Source organism: Arthrobacter sp. 01T425, assembly GCF_056398725.1.
Map to the genome: position 1 here is coordinate 35022 of NZ_JBFTPY010000024.1, position 19141 is coordinate 54162.

Sequence of the window (19141 nt, forward strand, 5' to 3'; positions counted from 1 at the left end):
TTGGGTGACGAAGCCAGGTGAACGTGGTCAGTTTTCGCCGGAGCGGCCGTGGGCCAGCCCGGTGGGGAACCCGACGAGGACAGGTTCGGGTGCTCCGCAGCAGCCGCCGGAGCTTTCGGCCACAAACCCTGCGGGGACCGTCGCGGGGACGTCGCAGCTGGGGCCGATGTCCGAGGAGCAGACGCCGGTTTCGGGGAGTTCGAGCTGGACGGTGTCGGCCGCCTGCCGGTCCCCGGCCAGGGCGGCGGTGACGGAGCGGACCTGCTCGTAGCCGGTGGCGAGCAGGAAGGTCGGGGCCCGGCCGTAGGACTTCATGCCGACGATGTAGAAGTCCTGCTCGGGGTGGGCGAGCATCCTGGCACCGTGCGGTTCGACGGTGCCGCAGGAGTGGAATTCGGGGTCGATCAGCGGGCCGAGTTCACGCGGGGCCTCAACGCCGGGGTCCAGTTCCAGCCGGAGTTCCCGGAGGATGTCCAGGTCGGGGCGGAAACCGGTGGCCGGAACGACGACGTCGGCCTCGAGGGTGCGGCCGTCCGTGGAGGTCAGGGTGACGGCTCCGTCGGAAGCTGCGAGGGCCGCGATCCCGAAGCCGGTGTGGAGTTCCACGGCGCCGGACTCGACGAGGCTGCGGAGCCGGCTGCCGAGCTGGCCGCGGGCGGCGAGACCGTCGGCGTCGCCGCCGCCGTAGACCTTGGCAGCCGACGCGCCGCGGATGGCCCAGACGATCGTGGTCCCGGGCACCTGGGCTGCGAGCTCGGAGAGGTTAAGCAGGGTGTTGGCGGCCGAGTGGCCCGCGCCGACCACGACGGCGGTGCGGCCGGCGAACGCTTCACGGTCGCGACCCAGGACGTCCGGCAGCGGTGAGGAAATCCTCTTAGCCGCGGCGGCTTCGCCCACGGCGGGCAGCCCCAAGGTTCCGAGCGGGTTGCGGGTGGACCAGGTGCCGGAGGCGTCGATGACGGCGGCGGCCTGGTAGTCGCGGACTTCGCCGTCGGTGTGCTCGACCCGGACGACGAAGGGGGTGGTGTCGCGGTTCCGGCTGTGCGTCTTGTCCATCCCGAGACGGGTTACCGCGATGACGCGGGCGCCGGTGTGCAGGCGGGACGCGATCGCTGGCAGGGACGTGAGTGGGGTGAGGTAGCCGTCGATGAGGTCCCCTCCGGTGGGCAGCGCCGTCGGTTCAGGCGCTTCCCAGCCGGTCGCGGCGAGCAGGCGGACGGCGGCGGCGTCGGTGTTGTACTGCCACGGGGAGAACAGCCGGATGTGGCGCCACTGCTCGATGGACGCGGCCGGGGTCGGCCCGGCTTCGAGGATCAGCGGTTCGAGTCCGCGTTCGATCAGGTGGGCCGCGGCGGCCAGGCCCACGGGGCCGGCGCCGATCACGGCAACGGGAAGGTTCTTCGCTGAATCCATGGTTTCCTCTGTTTCATCCGTAGGTGTGGCGGTTCTTGCTGGGGGTGCCTGCCGGTCCCTTGTGGGCCCGGCAGGCGGGAGGGTGTTAGCAGCAGCCCTGCATGTCGTCAGGGCAGTCGTCGCAGCAACCGGAGTCACTGCAGCATCCTGTCTTCATTCACCTCACCCCCTCTCCGTTCGTGGTCAGGCGTGGGTGGGTTCTTCCACCAGTGCCGTGGCGATGCTGTCGGCGTCCTCTAACGCGGCGAGGTAGCGCTCGGCGTCGAGGGCGGCGGCGCAGCCGGTGCCGGCGGCTGTGATGGCCTGGCGGTAGCGGTGGTCCACTGCGTCCCCGCACGCGAAAACCCCGGTCAGGTTGGTGACGGTGGTGGGCGCGTCGACCTTGATGTAGCCCTCGTCATCGAGCTCCACCTGCCCGGTCACGAGTTCGGTGCGCGGCACGTGGCCGATCGCGACGAAGATCCCGGTGGCCGCCTGCTCACGGGTTTCGCCGGTGCGGGTGTCGGTCAGGGTGACGCCGGTGACCTTTCCGTTGCCGTGGATCTTGGTGATGGTGGAGTTCCAGGCGAAGCTGATTTTGGGGTTGTCCTTGGCGCGCTGGGCCATGATGCGGGAGGCCCGCAGTTCGCCCTTGCGAACCACCACGGTCACGGACTTGCCGAAGCGGGTCAGGAAGGTCGCTTCCTCCATGGCGGAGTCGCCGCCGCCGACGACGATGATGTCCTGGTCGCGGAAGAAGAAGCCGTCGCAGGTGGCGCACCAGGAGAGCCCGTGGCCGCTGAACTTCTTCTCCTCCGGCAGACCGAGTTCCTTGTAGGCGGAGCCCGTGGCGAGGATGACCGCTTTAGCCTCGAACGTCTCCCTGCTGGCGGTTGTCACTCGCTTGATGTGGCCGGCAAGGTCGACCTCGGTGACATCGTCAAAGATAATCTCCGCACCGAAGCGTTCGGCCTGCTGCTGGAGCCCGTCCATGAGTTCGGGGCCCTGGATACCGCCGGGGAAGCCTGGGAAGTTCTCGACCTCGGTGGTGTTCATCAGGGCGCCTCCCGCGGTGACGGCTCCGGCGATGACCAGCGGCTTGAGGCCGGCGCGGGCGGCGTAGATGGCCGCGGTGTAACCGGCGGGGCCGGACCCGATAATGACGAGTTGCTTAGGCATGGCTGCTTCTACTTTCCGGCGGGGGTCAGGGATACGATCAGATCCTCGATGCGGGTCTTGATCTCGTCGCGGATCGGGCGGACGGAATCTACGCCCTGGCCGGCGGGGTCTTCGAGTTCCCAGTCCTCGTAGCGCTTGCCGGGGAAGATCGGGCAGGTGTCGCCGCAGCCCATGGTGATCACGACGTCGGACTCCTTGACGGCTTCGGTGGTGAGGACCTTGGGGATCTCGGCGGACATGTCGATGCCAAGTTCCGCCATGGCCTCGACGGCTGCGGGGTTGACCTTATCGGCGGGCTGGGAGCCGGCGGAGCGGACCTCGATGGCGCCCTGGGACAGGGTGGTGAGGAAGGCTGCGGCCATCTGGGAGCGGCCGGCGTTGTGGACGCAGACGAACAGGACGGAGGGCTTCTTGGCGGTTTCGGTGCTCACGGGGTTTCTCCTGGTATCAGTTGGGTGTGGATCGGTTTTTGATGAGGTCGTGTCCCGCACCCGTTTACTGACTAGACATTGATGTTTGTCGATGCATGAAGTATCGAACAATAGATCGATACTTGTCAATATAGACGGGTTTTGGGTTAGGCGGCGTGCAGTCGGGGTGCGAGGTCGCTGATGCGGCGGGCGATGTCAGCGAAGGCGCACTCGAAGGCGTCCTCGGTGTTCAGCCGGAGCGGATCCGGGACGGACCAGTGGATCCCGCGGAGGTTGGGGATTTCCTCGTGGGCGTTATCGCACACGGTCACGACGAAGTCTTCATCGTCCGCCACTTCATCCAGTCGGCGCGGGGGAAGGTCTGCGAGAGCGACGCCGTGGCGGCGGGCGACGTCAATGGCGCCTGAGGCGATGCGGTCCGCGGGGTGCGTACCTGCCGAGGTCGAGGGGATTTCGCTGACCTGGTTCCAGAGTGCGACGGCCAGCTGGGACCGTGCGCTGTTCCGGGTGCAGACGAAGAGGACGCGGCGGGCCCCGTGTTCGCGGCCGGGCACCAGGCCCTCCAGAGCCCCGGCGGCGAGCCGGATGTAGCTGCGGCGCTTATCTGCCTCCGAGCGGTGGCGGATGGCCAAGCCCGCGCCTTCCAGCGTGCGCAGGTGGTGGGACAGTAGGTTTGACGGCATTCCGAGTTCAGCCTGCAGCTCCGTGGGGGAAAGGTCTCCCAGGGTCAGCAGGTCAACGATGCGCAGTCGCGCGGGGTCGGCGAGGGCCGCGTGCTTGGCGACCCGCGCCCGAAAGACTTCAACTGAGTCAGTATTCATTGGTTCAATTTTGACTGAGCAAATATCTTGAGTCAAGCTGTTGGCATGACTTCTCAACAACCGCCGCTGTGGCGCCGTGCCGTCGCCGAGCTGCTCGGCACCAGTTTGCTCGTGATGATCGTCGTCGGCTCCGGGATCGCTGCCCAGCAGCTTTCTCCCAATGACGTCGGCCTGCAGCTGCTCCAGAACAGCACCGCCACGGTGCTGGGCCTGACGGTCCTTATCCTCGTATTCGGTCCCGTCAGCGGCGCCCACTTCAACCCCGTTGTCTCGCTGGTGGACTTTGTGCTGGGCCGGCGCAGCGGTGCCGGCCTGCCTCTGCCGGAACTTGGCACGTACATCGTTGCGCAGACAGTGGGTGCGATCAGCGGCAGCGTTGTGGCGAACGCCATGTTTGACGTGGGCACCTCCATTTCGGGCAAGGACCGGGCAACCCCCGGGCATCTCCTCGGCGAGGTCGTCGCTACCGCAGGTCTCGTTCTGCTGATTTTCGCCCTGGCCGCCACCAACCGGGGCGTCCTCGCAGCTCCCGCGGTGGGCGCCTACATCGGCGCCGCATACTGGTTCACGTCCTCGACGTCGTTCGCGAACCCGGCCGTGACAGTCGGCCGCATCTTCAGCGACACCTTCGCCGGAATTGCACCGGCGTCAGTTCCCGGCTTCGTCGTAGCGCAGCTGGTCGGCGCGGCGGCAGGCGTGGGCATCCTCCTCGTCTTGTTTCCCTCCGCGGGCCGCGCCGCGGATGACATCGCCCTGGCGCACAGCTCCGAACCGGCCAACTCGTAGCATCCGCGTGAAGTTGGAGGAGTGACCATCTGCGCCCGCACCCGAACAAGGCCCGGTGCAGCTTTATATTGATGACTGTCAATATCGGGGCATAATGGGTATATGAACCCGCTGTCTATCCTCGAACCGGCCACGGATGAAACCTGCTGCGCCCCGGCGGGAACGCCTGCCCTGGGCGCTGAGGAGGCGAAGCAGAAGGCCCTGGTTTTTAAGGCGCTGGCTGATCCGAACCGGCTGCGGCTGCTCTCCATCGTCAAGGCCGAAGCCTCCGGTGAATCCTGTGTGTGCGACCTGACCGAGCCGCTGGATCTGGGCCAGCCTACCGTTTCTCATCACTTGAAGATCCTGGTTGATGCGGGCCTGCTGCATCGCGAGAAGCGCGGCACATGGGCCTACTACTCCCTGGTCCCGGGGGCGTTGGAGCAGACGGCCGGCCTGCTGGCGTCTCTGTGAATCAGGGTTCGGCGCCTGACGTCATTGTCCGGCCGTTGCGGGAATCCGATTGGCCCGAGGTCCGGCGGATCTACGTTGAGGGAATCGCGACGGGTCAGGCCACGTTCGAGGTTGAGGCACCGGATTGGCGCCGTTTCGACGAATCCCGCCTCCCCACCCACCGGATCGTGGCGGAGGCGCTCACCGGCGGGGTCCTCGGCTGGGCGGCGGTCTCCGCCGTTTCCGGGCGCCCGGCGTACTCCGGTGTCGTGGAACACTCCATCTACGTTTCCGAGGCAGCCCGCGGTGGGCGGATAGGGACACTCCTGCTCGAGGCGTTGGTCGACTCGACGGAAAGCGGGGGCATCTGGACGATCCAGGCGAGCGTTTTTCCGGAGAACGAGCCGAGCATGAGGCTGCACCTTGCCCACGGCTTCAGGGTGGTGGGACGGCGGGAGAAGATTGCCCGGATGGCCCACGGCCCTGCTGCCGGCCAATGGAAGGACACCGTGCTGATCGAACGGCGCACGCGGGTCCTTTAGTTCTTGTGCTGCCAGGGCGGCGGCGGCGAAAGTAGTCCGTGGGAGCTGACTACGCGACCGCAACCAAGGAGGACATCATGAATGCCGAGACCCCCGCCACCGAGGCCCGGTTGCGCGCGATGCTGGAGAACATCAGGACGGCAACTGCCAACACGCGCCAGGCGATGGACTCTCCGGGCGACGAGGACTGGGTGCAGGACGGCGAGTCGGATGCCGAGTACCTGCGATCGATCCAGCGCGACACGATCGCCAGGCTGGACGCTACCGCCCGGGACATCGAAGCCCTGCTGGCTCAGCGCCTGGGCGGCTAGCCGGGAGGGCAACGGCCCCGCCGCACACGGTGCAGCGGGGCCGCTGAGGCGGGTCAGGCGGGCTGGGTGCTGAGTGCGGTCAGGGCAGACAACTTCTCTTCACCGGTGGGTTCTTCGGGCAGGAGCGGAATGAGGGCCACCCTGTCCGCCAGGGTGTGCACCTTCGCGATCTGTTCGATTTCGCTCGCGGCGCGGGCCTGCAGAAACGGCGTCTGCGGGTGCGCGGCGGCGATCGAATTGTTGATGACCCAGGCCCACGGATGGATGCCGGCCCTCTTCAGGTCACCCTGCAGCTCTTCGGCTTCGAGCACGGGCGTCGTTTCGGCCAGCGTGACGAGAACGACCTTGGTCTGTGCCGGGTCCTGAAGCCGCATCAGCGGCGTCACGAATCCCATGGTGTCGCCGACCTGACGGGAGATCTCCCGGTGGTACGAACCGGTGGCGTCCAGGAGCAGCAGCGTATGGCCGGTCGGTGCCGTATCGATCACGACAAAGTGCCGGCGGGATTCCTGGACCACCTTGGAGAACTGCCGGAACACGGCCACCTCGTCGGTGCAGGGCGACAACAGGTCCTCGGCCAGGGCCGCGCGACCGTCATCGTCCAGGTTCCGGCCCTTGGTCTCCATCACGTGGCTTCGATATTCCTCGATGGCCGCTTCAGGATCGATACGGGAGACCGTCAGACCCGGGATCGAGCCGTGGAGTGTCTCGGTGAGGTGCGCTGCGGGATCGGTCGTGGTGAGGTGGACCGCATGCCCGCGTTTGGCCAGGGCAACCGCAATGGCGGCAGCGACGGTGGTCTTCCCGACGCCGCCCTTGCCCATGCACATCACCAGGCCGTGGCCGTCGGGCTCCACTTCGTTCACCAGGGCGGCCAGCGGGGCGTCTTCAACCTCGGCGGCCAGCGCGGCGTCATCAGTGATGTCGGCGCCGGAAGTGGCCGTGAACAGGGACTCGAGAGCCGGAATGCCGACCATATTGCCCGGCTTCAGATCCAAGATGTCGCGCGGAAGTGAGGCGACCGCCTCGGGAATGGCCGCGATGGCGGCGGCCTCCCGGGCCCGCAACGCCTGTGCCAGGTCCTCGTCGCCGGCGGCGGGCGGGAGGACGCCGTTGACGACGACGTAACCTCCACCGATCCCGATCTGGTTGAGTTCGAGATACGTCCGCTCAATTTCGCTCAGTGACGATGTCTGCGCGCGGCTGACCAGGACAAGCCGGGTCCTCGCCGGGTCGGTGAGGGCATCGACCGCCTTGGCGTAAACCTGCTTGTGCTTCTCCAGTCCGGACAACGGGCCCAGGCAGGACGGGTCTCCCTTGCCGGCGGCCAGGAAATCGGTCCACGAACCGGGCAGCTGAAGAAGCCGGATGGTGTGGCCCGTCGGCGCCGTGTCGAAGACGATGTGGTCATACTCCCCATAGGAACTGTCGTCGGCGAGCAGGTTGGTGAACTCATCGAAGGAGGCGATCTCCGTGGTGCATGAGCCCGAGAGACTCTCGGCGATGCCGACCAGCTCAGACTCGGGCAGGAGGCCCCGGACGGGCGCGATGATCCGCTCCCGGTACGCCTCGGCGGCCTGCTCCGGGTCAATTTCCAGGGCCGATAGGCCGGGCGCATCCTGGATGGGCGTGACGGTGTTCCCGATGGTCACGCCGAAGACCTGCCCGACATTGGATGCGGGGTCGGTACTGACCAGCAAGACCTTCTTACCGGACTTGGCGAGTGTGAGCGCTGTCGCGCACGCCACGGAGGTCTTGCCCACTCCGCCCTTGCCGGTGAAGAACAGGAAACGGGGGGCGTTCTCAAGAAACTTCACGCCGTGGCCTAGCCGCAGCTCGCTGAGCCGCCGCAGCAGCCGCCGGACTTTTCACTCAGGCCAAGTTCCGGGCGGGACTGCGGTTCAACGGCGGCTTCGCCCAGTCCGGCGAAAGTCAACAACTGTCCCCTGCTGGGGTAGGTTCCGGTGGCGACCGTCACGCCGTCGACGATAGTGAGCGGAAGGCCCTTGGATCCGACCAGGTGCATGAACCCGCGGACCGTTTCGTCCTCCGCGAAAGCAGAAGGTTCGCTGGCCAGGTTGTGGCGGGCAATGTCTGCACCGAGGCCCTGGAGGTGTCGCACATCCGCGGTCACATCCACCAGGGACTGGTCCACGTCAGGCCCGCAGACCCCGGTGTCACAGCAGAGAGCGGATTCGTAGATTCGGATAGCAGGCATGTTGTTCTCCTCGGCTTTCGGGGTGGTTCGATGCGATACCGAAACACGGAGCCCCACTCATTCAGGCGCTCATCCGACACGGACACCACCAGCGAGATTGCGACTCTCTTCTCAGTATATCGACAATCATCGATACACAAAAGAGTGGAGGAGGTGACGTTGACGACGATCGACAGTTTTCGAGGAAGGGTCGAGTCGCTACGGGGCGACACACCGTGCCATACACATCGTTGTAAGCGAGCTGATAGACGCCTCCGATGCCCGGCGTCAGACTGATTTCATAGACGACGCGGAAAAGCAGGACACCATCGAGGCCATCACAGCCCGGATAATCGCCCGGCACCCCGACGCACCCCGTACCCTGGTCGCCAGAGTCGCGACGGAAGAGTATGACCAGCTGGCTTCCGGCCGGATCCGGACCTGTATCCCGACTCTGCTCGAACGCGGGGCCGGGAACAGAATCAACCGGGAGTCCACTGCCCGGCCCGTAGAAGGACCCTGAAGTCAGTTTCAGCGGTCCAGGGGCGTCTCCGCGCCGTGGGGGTCGAAAATTGGGAGTGGCCGGCTTGCCCGCTGTAGCTCGACGGCGGCGACAGCTGCATGATGTTAACGTCTGCTGCGGTGAACGCCGTGACTTCTTGGCGCCGTAGTTGAGCCCGTTTTCAGCGGTGTGGAGGGGATCACGCGGGACTGGTGAATATTCCACGCTGGCTGAGCGACCTCCTCGGAGAGGCGTATGCGATTCCAGGGTCTGGGCTGTCGTGGGCTGTCTACAAACGTGCGGCATGATGAGGATCATGACCATTGCAAAGTCGGTGCCGCTGTTCATCCTGGCCGCTGTCGCTGAGATAGGCGGCGCTTGGATGGTGTGGCAGGCCGTGCCTGGTGCTGCAGGCCACCATCATGGCTGACCGCTGGGGAACCCAGAATCTTGGCACTTTGCAGGGACTGTTCGCGGCACCCCTCACAGCTGTCACGGCCGTCGCCCCGGCGGCGGGACCCGTGCTGGCTGCCTGGCTCGGGACATACACGAGCATGGCGTACGCCATGACCGCTGCAGCCGCCACGGCCGCCATCCTCGCCGCTGCCGGAGGCATTCGGAGGCTCAGGCCCTCCAGAACCAGCTGAGAGACCCGCTGCCCGTGAGGCTGATCGACGCGGGACATAATGAGGGCACGACTGAAGGCGTGAGACTGCGAAGGGCACATTGTGGAGCCGACGATGGACGAAATCCTGGCCGGGTACAGCCGCGCCCGCCGCCACCTCGACGCCCTGCTGCAGGACGCGGCGCCCAAGGACCTCGGCCGCAAAAGTACGGGCACCCGCTGGACCAACGAGGAACTGCTCTTCCACATGGTCTTCGGCTACATGGTGGTCCGTGCCCTGCTTCCGCTGGTCCACGTCGTCAGCCGGCTCCCCCGCCCGGCGGGCCGGGCATTCGCTGCTGTCCTCAACGCGGGCACCGGTCCTTTTGATGTGGTGAACTACTGGGGCTCCCGGGCCGCCGCCCTCGTCTACAACAGGCGCAGGATGAGCCGGAAACTGGATAAAACCATCGCCGCGCTCTCCCGCCGGCTCGACCATGAGAACCCGCAGTCCCTCGCCAGGTCGATGCCGTTCCCCGACAGGTGGGACCCGTTCTTCACGCCGCTGATGACGCTCAACGATGTTTACGCCTACCCCACGCTTCATTTCGACTTCCACGCCAAGCAGTTGAGCCTTCGGCATCCGGACGCGCCGGAATCGTCCTGATGGCCACTAACGGTATCCCGTTGATTCGATCGTCTTGAGTGGAGCGGGGTTATATGTAAGTATCTGCGTATGAATGCAGATAATAAGGCTTGCGCGCTCACCGCGGACAGCCAGTACGTCGAGCTGGCCGTGGAGGTGTTTGCCATGCTGGCCGACGCCACCCGGGTCAGGCTCATCCTGGCTCTGCGCCACGGTGAACTGCCCGTCAACGTGCTGGCCGAAAAGGCCGGGAAATCGGCGGCTGCGGTCTCCCAGCATCTGGCCAAGATGCGGCTGGCGCGCATGGTAGCCACCCGCCAGGAAGGCACCAAGGTCTACTACCGCCTGCAGGACGGGCACGCCTGGCAGCTCGTGGCCGACGCCATCCACCAGGCCGAACACACCCTCGGCACGGCCCCGCATCACAGCACAGCCCCGCACAGCCCCACAAGGGAGGCCGGCGCATGAACCGGCCCCCGCACCCCGGCCACGATGTCCACCCGCACGCGCACGGACATGCCCACGACGACGGCCATCACCACGACCACGCCCCGCACGGCCATGTCCACGCGACCGGTTTCAGGGGGTGGCTGCAGGAGCTCTTCGTGCCCCACTCCCATGACTCGGCCGACTCGATCGACTCCGTCCTGGAGACAAGTTCCCAGGGCATTCGCGCCGTCAAGGTCTCCCTGCTCGGACTGGGGGCCACGTCGCTGTTCCAGCTGGTCATCGTCCTCATCAGTGGCTCCGTGGCGTTGCTGGCGGACACGGTCCACAATTTTTCCGATGCCCTGACCGCCGTTCCGCTGTGGATCGCCTTTCTGCTCGGACGCCGCCGCGCGACCCGGACGTACACCTACGGTTTCGGCCGCGCCGAGGACCTCGCAGGGCTGTTCATTGTGGCGATGATCGCGCTCTCCGCCGTGGTGGCCGCCGTCGAATCCATCCGGCGCTTCTTCGAACCCCAACCCGTCCAGAACCTGGGCTGGGTGCTCGCCGCCGGCCTCGTGGGCTTTGCCGGCAACGAACTGGTCGCGATCTACAGGATCCGCGTGGGACGGCGGATCGGGTCCGCCGCGCTCGTCGCCGATGGCATTCATGCCCGCACCGACGGCTTCACCTCGCTGGCCGTCGTCGCCGGAGTCATCGGCATATGGCTCGGATTTCCGCTTGCAGATCCGATCGTGGGCCTGCTCATCTCCGCAGCCATCGCCGTGCTCCTCTGGGGAACCATTCGCGACATCGGGCGCAGGCTCATGGACGGCGTGGACCCGAACCTTACGGAACGCCTGGCGGCGGTTGTCACTGCCCACGCCCCCGCGGGCGCAACATCCCGGCTGCGCTGGTCCGGCCACCGGCTTCACGTCGAGGTCTCCATCCCCCTGACCACGATCACCGACCTGGGCGAACTTGCCACAATCCACGACGAAATCGAGCACGCCACCCGCCACGCACTCCCGAACTTGGGATCCGTGACAACGGTCCCCACGTTCGGCCAGGCCGCGACGGCCGGACCACCGCCTCCCCCGAGCCACGGATAACGGCGGCCTCGGAGGCCCTGATCCGCACCGGCCTCCACCGCCTCGAGCCTCGCGTCCGGTCCTGCACCCCCGCCGCTCCGAATCACCTTCAAAGACCACGAACAGAAGGTGACCATGGGTGTTCAGCAGGAAACCGCAAGTACGGGGGCTGCCACGCTGCGGCGGCGCACCCTTGCCACCGAGCTGGGCCCCTGCACGGTGCATGTCCAGGAAGGCACCGGGGGCCCGCACGCCGTATCCGGGACGGCGGATGTCTACCTCCACGGCGCCGCGGGCTCCTGGACGTCCTTCCGGGAGCTTCTTCACCCGGCAGTGGCACATGACCGGGTGCTGATAGACCTGCCGGGCTGGGGCGAGTCCACGCAGGACGCCCGGATGGCGAATTTGAGCATCGAAGCCATGGCACGCGCCGTCACCGGTACTTTGACCTCGCTCGGCTACCGGCGGTGGAACCTGGTGGGCCACTCCATGGGAGGCTTCCTGGCATTGCACATCGCCGCGGCGTGGCCCGGGCGGACCGCCAGCGTGACCGCGATTTCGGCGACCACGTTCGGCGTGTCCGAAGCGGCCGGCAAGCCACTGCGCAGCCTGTTCCGGTTCCCGATGTTTCTGGGCATGCTGCTGGCCATGCGCGCCGCGGCAGCCCTCGGCCCGGCAGGGCCCGCACTGGTCCGTGCAATCGGGTCCACCGCCGTGATGCGGCCGCTGTTGTCCCCGTTTTTCGCAGAACCCGCATCCATCTCCGCGGGGGTGCTTCGAGGGCTTGGCGAGGACGCCCGGCCGGCCGGTTTCTCCGCGGCAGCCCGGGCCGCGGCGCACTACGATTTTGGCCAGTGGCGGGGCATTTTGTGTCCAGTGCTCGCGACTCGCGGGGACAGCGATGTGTTCACTCCACCCTCTGACCTGCTCCGGCTGGCCGCGATAATCCCACGCGTCCAGATGGTGACACTCCCGCATTGCGGCCACTTCGCGAACATCGAACGGCCCGAGCATGTGCAACGGCTGCTCGATGACCTGCTGTATCCGTGACCTGTACGGCAGCGGCTGGCAGCGGCTGGCAGCGTCCGGGCGTCAACGGACGCCGGGGTGAATCGACTCTTGACCGCCGATACTCACCGATATATCGTTAATTATCGCCGAACAATCGGCGACCATTATTGATTTCAACTGATTGGGAAGGTCGATGCCGCTATGAAAGGCATGCATGACGAAAAATTCACGGACGGCGGACCCGCCCAGGCACGCTTCGGGCGCGGCAGGAGCCGCCGCGGCCCCCACGGACACGGTGGTTTCGGACCGGGCCGCGGGTTTGGACCGGGCTTCGGACCGGGTTTTGGCCCGGGTTTTGGCCCCGGCGGGTCGCGGCGGGCCAGCAGGGGCGATGTTCGTTCGGCGATTCTGTCCCTCTTGGCCGAATCACCGTCCAACGGCTACGGGCTGATCAAGACCATTGCGGAAAAAACCTCGGGCGCCTGGCGTCCGAGCCCGGGGTCCGTCTACCCGACGCTCCAGCAGCTCGTCGATGAAGAGCTCATTGCGCCCGTAGGCGATGGCCGGCGCACCGAGTTCACCCTCACCGATGCGGGCAAGGCCTACGTGGCCGATCACGCCGAGGAGCTGGGGAACGCCTGGAACACCGACCCGGAGGGATCCGGGCCGGCGTTTCACCAAAGCGTCGGAAAACTCATGGGAGTCATCCACCAATTCCGCTTCTCGGCAACCGAGGAACAACGCAGTGCCGCAATGACGGTAATCGATGACACCCGCCGCGCGCTCTACCGCATTCTTGCCGACTAACACCGCCGCTTCTGCCGGCGCACTGCCACCGCTGCCAATGGTCCGTGCCCGAATAACTCCGGATCTCGGCATTTGTACTCTGGAACCGTGATCGCCTGACCTGGATTGCTGTCCCGACGCCGGGAATGGCCCGGACCAACCCAAACGGCCCCCGCTTTCCACGGTTCCGTCCCTACAATTAAGTGTGGCCTCCATGGCATTCACGTCGCGGGGGCGACACAAATAAGGAGGTTCATCATGGGCCTGAGTGACAAGATCCACAATGCCGCCGAGAAACTCCACGGCAAAGGCAAAGAGGCGGCCGGCAAAGCCACCGGCGACGACAAGATGAAGGCCGAGGGCAAGAGCCATCAGGTCAAAGCAGACCTGAAGCAGGCCGGCGAAAAGGTCAAGGACGCTTTCAAGAAACACTGAAAACAGGCCGCCGGAGGGCGGAGGTGCGGTCCGGATCGCGCCTTCGCCCCGGCATTCGCCCACACACCCCAGGGACTTCCCTAGCGACGCAGGTCGAATGCCTCAAGGAGCCGGCTGACCGAACCGCCGAGGTTCCATTCTTTGGCGAGACGCTCAAGCTCGGCCCGCGAACCGCCGGAGACAGGGTGCAACTGCGCGCCTGCCTCCTCAAGCGTCGGCAGTTCCAGGTCTCGCACGATCTTCACGACGGTGGGCGCGACCGTGAGGTAGTCCGCCGCCGCGGCGAGTTTGGACCGCACTGCGGTGGACAGCCCACTCGCTGCGTCCGCGGCAGCCGCGAGCAGCCCGTCGAGCGTGCCGTACTCGCCGAGCAGCGACGCGGCCGTCTTCTCCCCGATGCCGGCGACGCCTGGCAGCCCGTCGGAGGTGTCGCCGCGCAGGGTCGCGTAGTCGGCATACTGCACGGGCAGCACACGGTACTTGCCGACGACGTCGGCGTCGGTCAGGACTTCGAGGTTCTTCATGCCGCGCGCGGTGTAGACCACCCGCACCTGACGGGCGTCGTCGACGATCTGGAAGAGGTCGCGGTCGCCCGTCACCACGTCGACCGGAAGCTCGGCGTGGCTGGCGTAGGTGCCGATGACGTCGTCGGCCTCGTGGTCGGCAGCCCCGACGACGGCGATGCCGGCGAGCTCGAGCACGCGGCGGATCATCGGAATCTGCGCCTCGAGCGCGTCCGGCACCACCTCCACATCGGGGGCGCCTGCCACCTCCTCGGCGACCCGATGCGCCTTGTAGCTCGGGATGAGGTCTACCCGCCACTGCGGGCGCCAATCGTCGTCCCAGCACGCGACGAGATGCGTCGCACCGTAGTCGGTGGTGAGCCGTGCGATCATGTCGAGCAGCCCGCGAACAGCGTTTACCGGGGTGCCGTCGGCGCGGCGGATCGTGTCGGGCACGCCGTAGAACGCGCGAAAGTACAGCGACGCGGTGTCGAGGAGCATCAGGCGGTCGGTCATGACTGATCCTGACACGGATGCGCCCGCTGGCGGTGGAACGTCACGGTCCATCTTCGGAGGGCACAAAGTAATGCTGGCGTCGCTGAGGTCCCCCAGGCACTGGGCATGAACGAACACGGCCGCGAGGTCCTCAGCTTCATCGACGGCGATGCAGCACTCGACGCGTCCAGGATCAGGGTCGCAGCCGCAAGCGGCGAAGCTTCTTCCCTGCCTTGCGGGCTTTGTTCTCCGTCTTCCGGGCAATGCGTTCTTCCATCTCCAGCAAACCCTCGAAGCCGAGGTCGGTATCGGCGGGCCGGTCCGGGGTGGCCGCGAGTCCGCGCAGGAGGGCGGTCGCCATGACACTGTCCTGATGGTCGCCGAGCACTGTCTGGAGCCGTCCGGCCGCTTTGGTGAGTTTGGCGGCGCGCTTGCCGTGGATCTCCAAGACCGACTCACCCGCGTGGCGGAGGCGCTTGGCGTCTTTTCGGACCTCATGCAGCGCTGTGTCGCGCGCGGCCGTGTCGGCCGAGCCTTTGACGGCCTTCCGGGCACGCTCCACCCGCTTTGCGGCCTTGTTGACCAGCTTGGCCGTCACCTTGCGCGCGGGCCGGAAGGCGCGTGGCTTGGCAGGCGGGTGGTCCCGGAAGTCCTCCAGGGAGCCCAGGAGACGGAAGTAGCGGCCGGTCCGGAGGGTCTCCAGGACGTTTCTGTAGCCTGCGTCGTGGGCTGCGACCAGCTCCTGATCGATCATCTGGGCCAAGAGGCCGGACCTCTGTTCTTCCGGGAGCTCCAGGATGTGCTGGCGAAGCCGCTCCAGCATGACTTCGGCATCGCGGGCCGGACCCAGGACCTGGCCCAGCCACTTCAGTTCAGCCTGGAGTTCCCGCACCGCTGAGCGTTTGAAGAGTTTGCGGTAGGTGGCCAGGGCGGAGCGCGCCCGGCGGGTCGCGGAGCGCATCTTGTGGACGGAATCCGGTGTGCCCGTCCGCACACCCGGATCATTGGCGATGAAGTCGCCAATCCGCGCGTCTAAATAGGCGGTCACGACGTCGACCGCCGGTCCCTTCTTCCGGGGCTTTGGAGTCCGGGGACTGAACTCGGCCGGCCAGGCATCGCCCAGGGCACGGGCGATCTTGGAAGGATAAGCGGAGTGGCCGGCTCCGGTAGCCGTCAGAGTTGCGGCGGCAGCCTCAAAGAGCCCCGCTGTGCCGTGGACGAGTTCGAGCTCCCATTCACGCCAGTCGACGGCCGGCCCCGGCGGCCGCAGGGCCTCGGCATGAACGTGGTCGTCGGCGAAGTCGGCCAAATGCTCACCGCCCGGCCCGTAAAGCCGGTAGGTGGTGCGCCGCGTACTCAGCCGGGCGACGGGCACGAGTTCGTCGCCCCGCATGAGGACCTGCAGATGGTCGGACAGTTCTTCCGGAACGGTCTCCGGCTGCCCCAGCGGCGCATGGATCTCCTCCCGCTGGTCCGCCCCGGCGGGAAGCTTGAGGTGCCAGCCCTCGTCCGCCCCGCCCGTGCGGCGCCGCAGGGTGATGCGCCGTGCCGCGAGGACCAGGGCCGGAGTATCGAAGTACGCAGCCTCAAGCTGATCCGTCACAGGCTCCGCGACGTGGTCCACACTCTCGATTTCCTGCAGATCCGGCAGCGCCGCAGAGGTCCCGGCGTCGTACTTTTGTTCCGTTTCAAGTTTTCCCGTGGTGTCCATGGCGGTCAGGACTCCCCGCGGGACGCGCGTTCCCGCGGCAGCGAACTGATGGGCCTGTTGATGACCGCCATGGCGGGCCTCCCCTATCGGCACCGCTGGAACATGGACATGATCTCCGGCGGGCGTGTCCGGCCGGTGCCTTGGCCCGGTGCGCCTAGCCCGATTCTAGGCTCTGCGCGAATCGGTCACCAGACCGCCTATGGCGGGCCGGCCGTTGACAACGTCCGTCGCGGCTTCACCTAGGGCCAGAGGCTCGCAACACCAGCGAGACCGGGGACCTCGACGGGGGTGCTCGTGCCGGCAGTGGTGCCGTTGCCGAGCTGCCCATGGGGGCTTGCACCCCAGGCCCGGACGGATTTGTCGCTCATCAAAGCGAATATTGCGCGTCCGTTGACCGTGATGGATGTGACGCCCGTAAGTCCTTTGACCTGGACGGGGGCACCGGTGTAGCTGGTGGTGCCGTCACCGAGCTCGCCGAGCCTATTGTTGCCCCAGGCGCGGACGGTGCCGTCGCGCAGCAGCGCGTAGGCGGCGGACTCGCCTGCCGCGATGGAGGCGGCCCCAATAATGCCCTTGACCGGGATAGGCGTGCCGGCGTCGTCGTTGGTGCCGTTGCCGAGCTGGCCGTACCCGCCGCTGCCCCAGACGCGGACCGTTCCGTCCTTCAGCAGTGCGTAGGCGGTGCCTTTGCCCGTCGCGATGGAGGCCACGCCGGCGAGGCCGGCGACCTGGACCGGCACTGTGCTGTCGGTCATCGTGCCGGTGCCGAGCTCACCGGAAGTGCCGCTCCCCCAGGCGCGGACGGTACCGTCGCGCAGCACCGCATAGACCACCACATACTCTGACAGGCTGACCTTCAACGACGTCACCCCGCTGAGACCCTTGGCCTGGACGGGGATGCTGCGGCGCTCCGTCGTGCCGTCGCCGAGCTGGCCGAATTGATTGCCGCCCCACGCGCGGACGGTTCCGTCCAACAGCCGCGCGTAGGCGGTGCCGTTGCTCGCCGTGATGGAGCTGACGCCGGCCAGGCCCTGGACCGGGACGGGCGTGCTGCTGTCGGTCGTTGTGCCGTTGCCGAGCTGGCCCCTGGAGTTCTCTCCCCACGCCAGGACGGTCCCGTCCGCCAGCAGCGCATAGGCAGTGCCGCCGTCCGCCATGACCGACACGGCTCCGGTGATGCCCCGGACCCGGACCGGAACGCTCGAGTCGTAGATGGCCATGCCGCTGCCGAGCTGGCCGTACGAGTTGCTGCCCCACGCCCAGACTGTGCCGTCAGCCAGCAGTGCATATTTGGTAGCGGCGCCCTGTGCGGCCATGGCCACACCCGACAACCCCGAAATGCCCACAGGCAAGCTGCTAAACGGCGCTGTGCCACTGACGCCGAGCTGCCGGTCGTAGTTGTCGCCCCAGGCACGGACAGTCCCGTCCGCGAGCAGAGTGAAGACCGAGAACGCAGTGGCGGTGATGGAGGTGGCGCCGGAGATCGTCTTGACCGGGCCGGGGATGTTGCGGTCGGCGTGGGTGCCGTTGCCGAGCTGGCCGACTCGGTTACCGCCCCAGGCGCGGATTGTCCCGTCGTTTAGCAGCGCGTATGCGGTGCCGATGGCGGCAGTGACGGCGCTAACGCCGGTGAGCCCGTCGACCTGGACTGGCACGTTGCTGTCGCCGGTGGTGCCGTTGCCGAGCTGGCCGTACCAGTTGCCGCCCCAGGCACGGACCGTCCCGTCCAACAGCCGCGCGTAGGCAGTACCTCCTCCGGCCGTGATGGAAGCGACCGCGTTGAGTCCTTTGACTTGGACGGGAACGTTGCTGTTGCCGGTGGTGCCGTTGCCGAGCTGGCCGCTCGAGCCATAGCCCCAGGCACGGACGGTCCCGTCTTTCAGCAGCGCGTAGGTGACTCCACCGTCAGCCGTGAGCGTCGTGACCCCGGTGAGGCCCTGGACCTGGACCGGAGTGCGGCCGTCGTCTGCGCCGCCGCCGTTGCCGAGCTGGCCCCCGTTGTCGAACCCCCAGGCGCGAACGGTTCCGTCGTTCAGCAGCGCGTAGGCCGTGGACGACCCGACAGCGATGGACCTTACACCGGTGAGCCCTTTGACCTGGACGGGCACGTAGCTGTTGGCGGTGGTGCCGTTGCCGAGCTGGCCGCCCCAGTTGTAGCCCCAGGACCGGACGGTCCCGTCCTTTAGCAGCGCGTAGGCGGCGCCGGAGCCTGCGGTGAGGGCGGTAACGCCGGTGAGGCCCTTGACCTGGACGGGACTGCTGCTCGCGTAGACCGAGCCGTTGCCGAGCTCGCCACTCGTGTTGGAACCCCAGGATCGAACGGTCCCGTCCTTCAGAAGCGCATAGGCCGTGGACCAGTCGGCGGCGATGGACGTTACGCCGGTGAGGCCGCTGACCTGGACAGGCGTTGTGCTGCTGCTGGTGGTGCCGTTGCCGAGCTGGCCGTACTCGTTCGAGCCCCACGCACGCAGGGTCCCGTCGGACAGCAGCGCGTAACTCGTACCCCCGGCCCCTGCAAGGACTTTGACTCCCCTCAGCCCGCTCACGGCAGCCGGGGTGGAACGGTAGGGCGTCGTGCCGTTGCCGAGCTGGCTGAAGCGGTTGTCGCCCCAGGTGAGAGCCGAGTTTCTGGATGCCCCGGGCAGGTAATAGCCGGAGACGTCGGCAATGAGATGCGTGGTGCCGTARGAGCGGTTGAACAAGGTGACCTTGCCGTCGGCGCCGACCGGTACGGTGACGGAGTTCGCGACTGTCTGGCCGGCGAGGAAGTTCACGTTGGACGAACCGGGCCGCTGTGTCCCGGAGGCGTAGGCGGTGATAAACCCGATCAACCGTGG

At 66.9% G+C, this 19141-nt stretch carries 21 protein-coding genes and 2 pseudogenes; 13 read left to right on the top strand and 10 right to left on the bottom strand.

Annotated elements, in window-relative coordinates; translation table 11 throughout:
• Positions 1 to 27: 27 nt before the first annotated feature.
• From AC1DNG_RS19700 to AC1DNG_RS19720, 5 genes and pseudogenes are all read right to left on the bottom strand, one after another.
• Entirely contained in the window at positions 28 to 1056 is a 1029-nt protein-coding gene (locus tag AC1DNG_RS19700; protein WP_476888069.1) for an FAD-dependent oxidoreductase, read from the bottom strand.
• Between the two features lie 207 nt (positions 1057 to 1263).
• A pseudogene (locus AC1DNG_RS19705) lies at positions 1264 to 1413 on the bottom strand (FAD-dependent oxidoreductase); the annotation flags it as partial.
• Positions 1414 to 1596: 183 nt separating this feature from the next.
• Positions 1597 to 2571, bottom strand: a complete 975-nt coding sequence (gene trxB / locus AC1DNG_RS19710; protein WP_476888061.1) for a thioredoxin-disulfide reductase — start codon at positions 2569 to 2571, stop codon at positions 1597 to 1599.
• Positions 2572 to 2579: 8 nt separating this feature from the next.
• A complete protein-coding gene (locus AC1DNG_RS19715; RefSeq protein WP_476888062.1) occupies positions 2580 to 3002 on the bottom strand; it encodes an arsenate reductase ArsC in 423 nt (140 codons plus the stop codon).
• Positions 3003 to 3148: 146 nt separating this feature from the next.
• Positions 3149 to 3823, bottom strand: a complete 675-nt coding sequence (locus AC1DNG_RS19720; protein ID WP_476888063.1) for an arsenate reductase/protein-tyrosine-phosphatase family protein — start codon at positions 3821 to 3823, stop codon at positions 3149 to 3151.
• Between the two features lie 45 nt (positions 3824 to 3868).
• Here AC1DNG_RS19720 and AC1DNG_RS19725 point away from each other — a divergent pair, with 45 nt between their 5' ends.
• From AC1DNG_RS19725 to AC1DNG_RS19740, 4 genes are all read left to right on the top strand, one after another.
• On the top strand, positions 3869 to 4609 hold the full coding sequence (locus AC1DNG_RS19725) for an aquaporin (RefSeq protein WP_476888064.1): 741 nt from the start codon (positions 3869 to 3871) through the stop codon (positions 4607 to 4609).
• 102 nt (positions 4610 to 4711) lie between these two features.
• Positions 4712 to 5062: an ArsR/SmtB family transcription factor gene (locus tag AC1DNG_RS19730; protein WP_476873365.1), complete on the top strand. Its 351-nt coding sequence runs from the start codon at positions 4712 to 4714 to the stop codon at positions 5060 to 5062.
• Complete coding sequence (locus AC1DNG_RS19735) at positions 5059 to 5583, top strand: N-acetyltransferase family protein (RefSeq protein WP_476873366.1); 525 nt, start codon at positions 5059 to 5061, stop codon at positions 5581 to 5583. The genes AC1DNG_RS19730 and AC1DNG_RS19735 overlap by 4 nt, the downstream gene beginning before the upstream one ends.
• A 77-nt stretch (positions 5584 to 5660) precedes the next feature.
• The gene (locus AC1DNG_RS19740) at positions 5661 to 5894 is read left to right on the top strand and encodes a hypothetical protein (protein WP_476888065.1); all 234 of its coding nucleotides are present in this window, start codon (positions 5661 to 5663) and stop codon (positions 5892 to 5894) included.
• Positions 5895 to 5947: 53 nt separating this feature from the next.
• On the opposite strand, the gene arsA is transcribed toward AC1DNG_RS19740, so the two are convergent.
• Together arsA and arsD are read right to left on the bottom strand one after the other, a co-directional pair.
• On the bottom strand, positions 5948 to 7711 hold the full coding sequence (gene arsA, locus AC1DNG_RS19745) for an arsenical pump-driving ATPase (RefSeq protein WP_476873368.1): 1764 nt from the start codon (positions 7709 to 7711) through the stop codon (positions 5948 to 5950).
• Between the two features lie 8 nt (positions 7712 to 7719).
• On the bottom strand, positions 7720 to 8112 hold the full coding sequence (gene arsD, locus AC1DNG_RS19750) for an arsenite efflux transporter metallochaperone ArsD (RefSeq protein ID WP_476873369.1): 393 nt from the start codon (positions 8110 to 8112) through the stop codon (positions 7720 to 7722).
• 307 nt (positions 8113 to 8419) lie between these two features.
• Here arsD and AC1DNG_RS19755 point away from each other — a divergent pair, with 307 nt between their 5' ends.
• The 9 genes and pseudogenes from AC1DNG_RS19755 to AC1DNG_RS19795 all read left to right on the top strand — a co-directional run bounded on the left by AC1DNG_RS19755 (position 8420) and on the right by AC1DNG_RS19795 (position 13595).
• On the top strand, positions 8420 to 8614 hold the full coding sequence (locus AC1DNG_RS19755) for a three-helix bundle dimerization domain-containing protein (RefSeq protein WP_476873382.1): 195 nt from the start codon (positions 8420 to 8422) through the stop codon (positions 8612 to 8614).
• A 295-nt stretch (positions 8615 to 8909) separates the two neighbouring features.
• Positions 8910 to 8993: pseudogene (locus tag AC1DNG_RS19760) on the top strand (YnfA family protein); the annotation flags it as partial.
• A 22-nt stretch (positions 8994 to 9015) separates the two neighbouring features.
• Positions 9016 to 9240 carry a hypothetical protein gene (locus AC1DNG_RS19765; RefSeq protein WP_476873370.1) on the top strand — a complete coding sequence of 75 codons (225 nt, stop codon included), beginning with the start codon at positions 9016 to 9018 and terminating at the stop codon, positions 9238 to 9240.
• Positions 9241 to 9321: 81 nt separating this feature from the next.
• Complete coding sequence (locus AC1DNG_RS19770; protein WP_476873371.1) at positions 9322 to 9864, top strand: DinB family protein; 543 nt, start codon at positions 9322 to 9324, stop codon at positions 9862 to 9864.
• 69 nt (positions 9865 to 9933) lie between these two features.
• Positions 9934 to 10311, top strand: coding sequence for an ArsR/SmtB family transcription factor (locus AC1DNG_RS19775; RefSeq protein ID WP_223914797.1), 378 nt, complete (start codon positions 9934 to 9936; stop codon positions 10309 to 10311).
• Entirely contained in the window at positions 10308 to 11384 is a 1077-nt protein-coding gene (locus AC1DNG_RS19780) for a cation diffusion facilitator family transporter (protein WP_476873372.1), read from the top strand. The genes AC1DNG_RS19775 and AC1DNG_RS19780 overlap by 4 nt, the downstream gene beginning before the upstream one ends.
• A 114-nt stretch (positions 11385 to 11498) precedes the next feature.
• Positions 11499 to 12413, top strand: a complete 915-nt coding sequence (locus AC1DNG_RS19785; RefSeq protein WP_476870267.1) for an alpha/beta fold hydrolase — start codon at positions 11499 to 11501, stop codon at positions 12411 to 12413.
• Positions 12414 to 12575: 162 nt separating this feature from the next.
• Positions 12576 to 13181 carry a PadR family transcriptional regulator gene (locus tag AC1DNG_RS19790; RefSeq protein ID WP_476849999.1) on the top strand — a complete coding sequence of 202 codons (606 nt, stop codon included), beginning with the start codon at positions 12576 to 12578 and terminating at the stop codon, positions 13179 to 13181.
• 237 nt (positions 13182 to 13418) lie between these two features.
• Positions 13419 to 13595: a CsbD family protein gene (locus AC1DNG_RS19795; protein WP_223914801.1), complete on the top strand. Its 177-nt coding sequence runs from the start codon at positions 13419 to 13421 to the stop codon at positions 13593 to 13595.
• Positions 13596 to 13675: 80 nt separating this feature from the next.
• Here AC1DNG_RS19795 and AC1DNG_RS19800 read toward each other — a convergent pair whose 3' ends face one another.
• The 3 genes from AC1DNG_RS19800 to AC1DNG_RS19810 form a co-directional block, all read right to left on the bottom strand.
• On the bottom strand, positions 13676 to 14614 hold the full coding sequence (locus tag AC1DNG_RS19800) for a 5'-3' exonuclease (protein ID WP_476873373.1): 939 nt from the start codon (positions 14612 to 14614) through the stop codon (positions 13676 to 13678).
• A 172-nt stretch (positions 14615 to 14786) separates the two neighbouring features.
• Entirely contained in the window at positions 14787 to 16304 is a 1518-nt protein-coding gene (locus AC1DNG_RS19805; RefSeq protein WP_476888066.1) for a CYTH and CHAD domain-containing protein, read from the bottom strand.
• A gap of 239 nt (positions 16305 to 16543) precedes the next feature.
• Positions 16544 to 19141 (bottom strand): RCC1-like domain-containing protein (locus AC1DNG_RS19810; RefSeq protein WP_476888067.1); only part of this gene is annotated, 2598 nt, incomplete at its 5' end.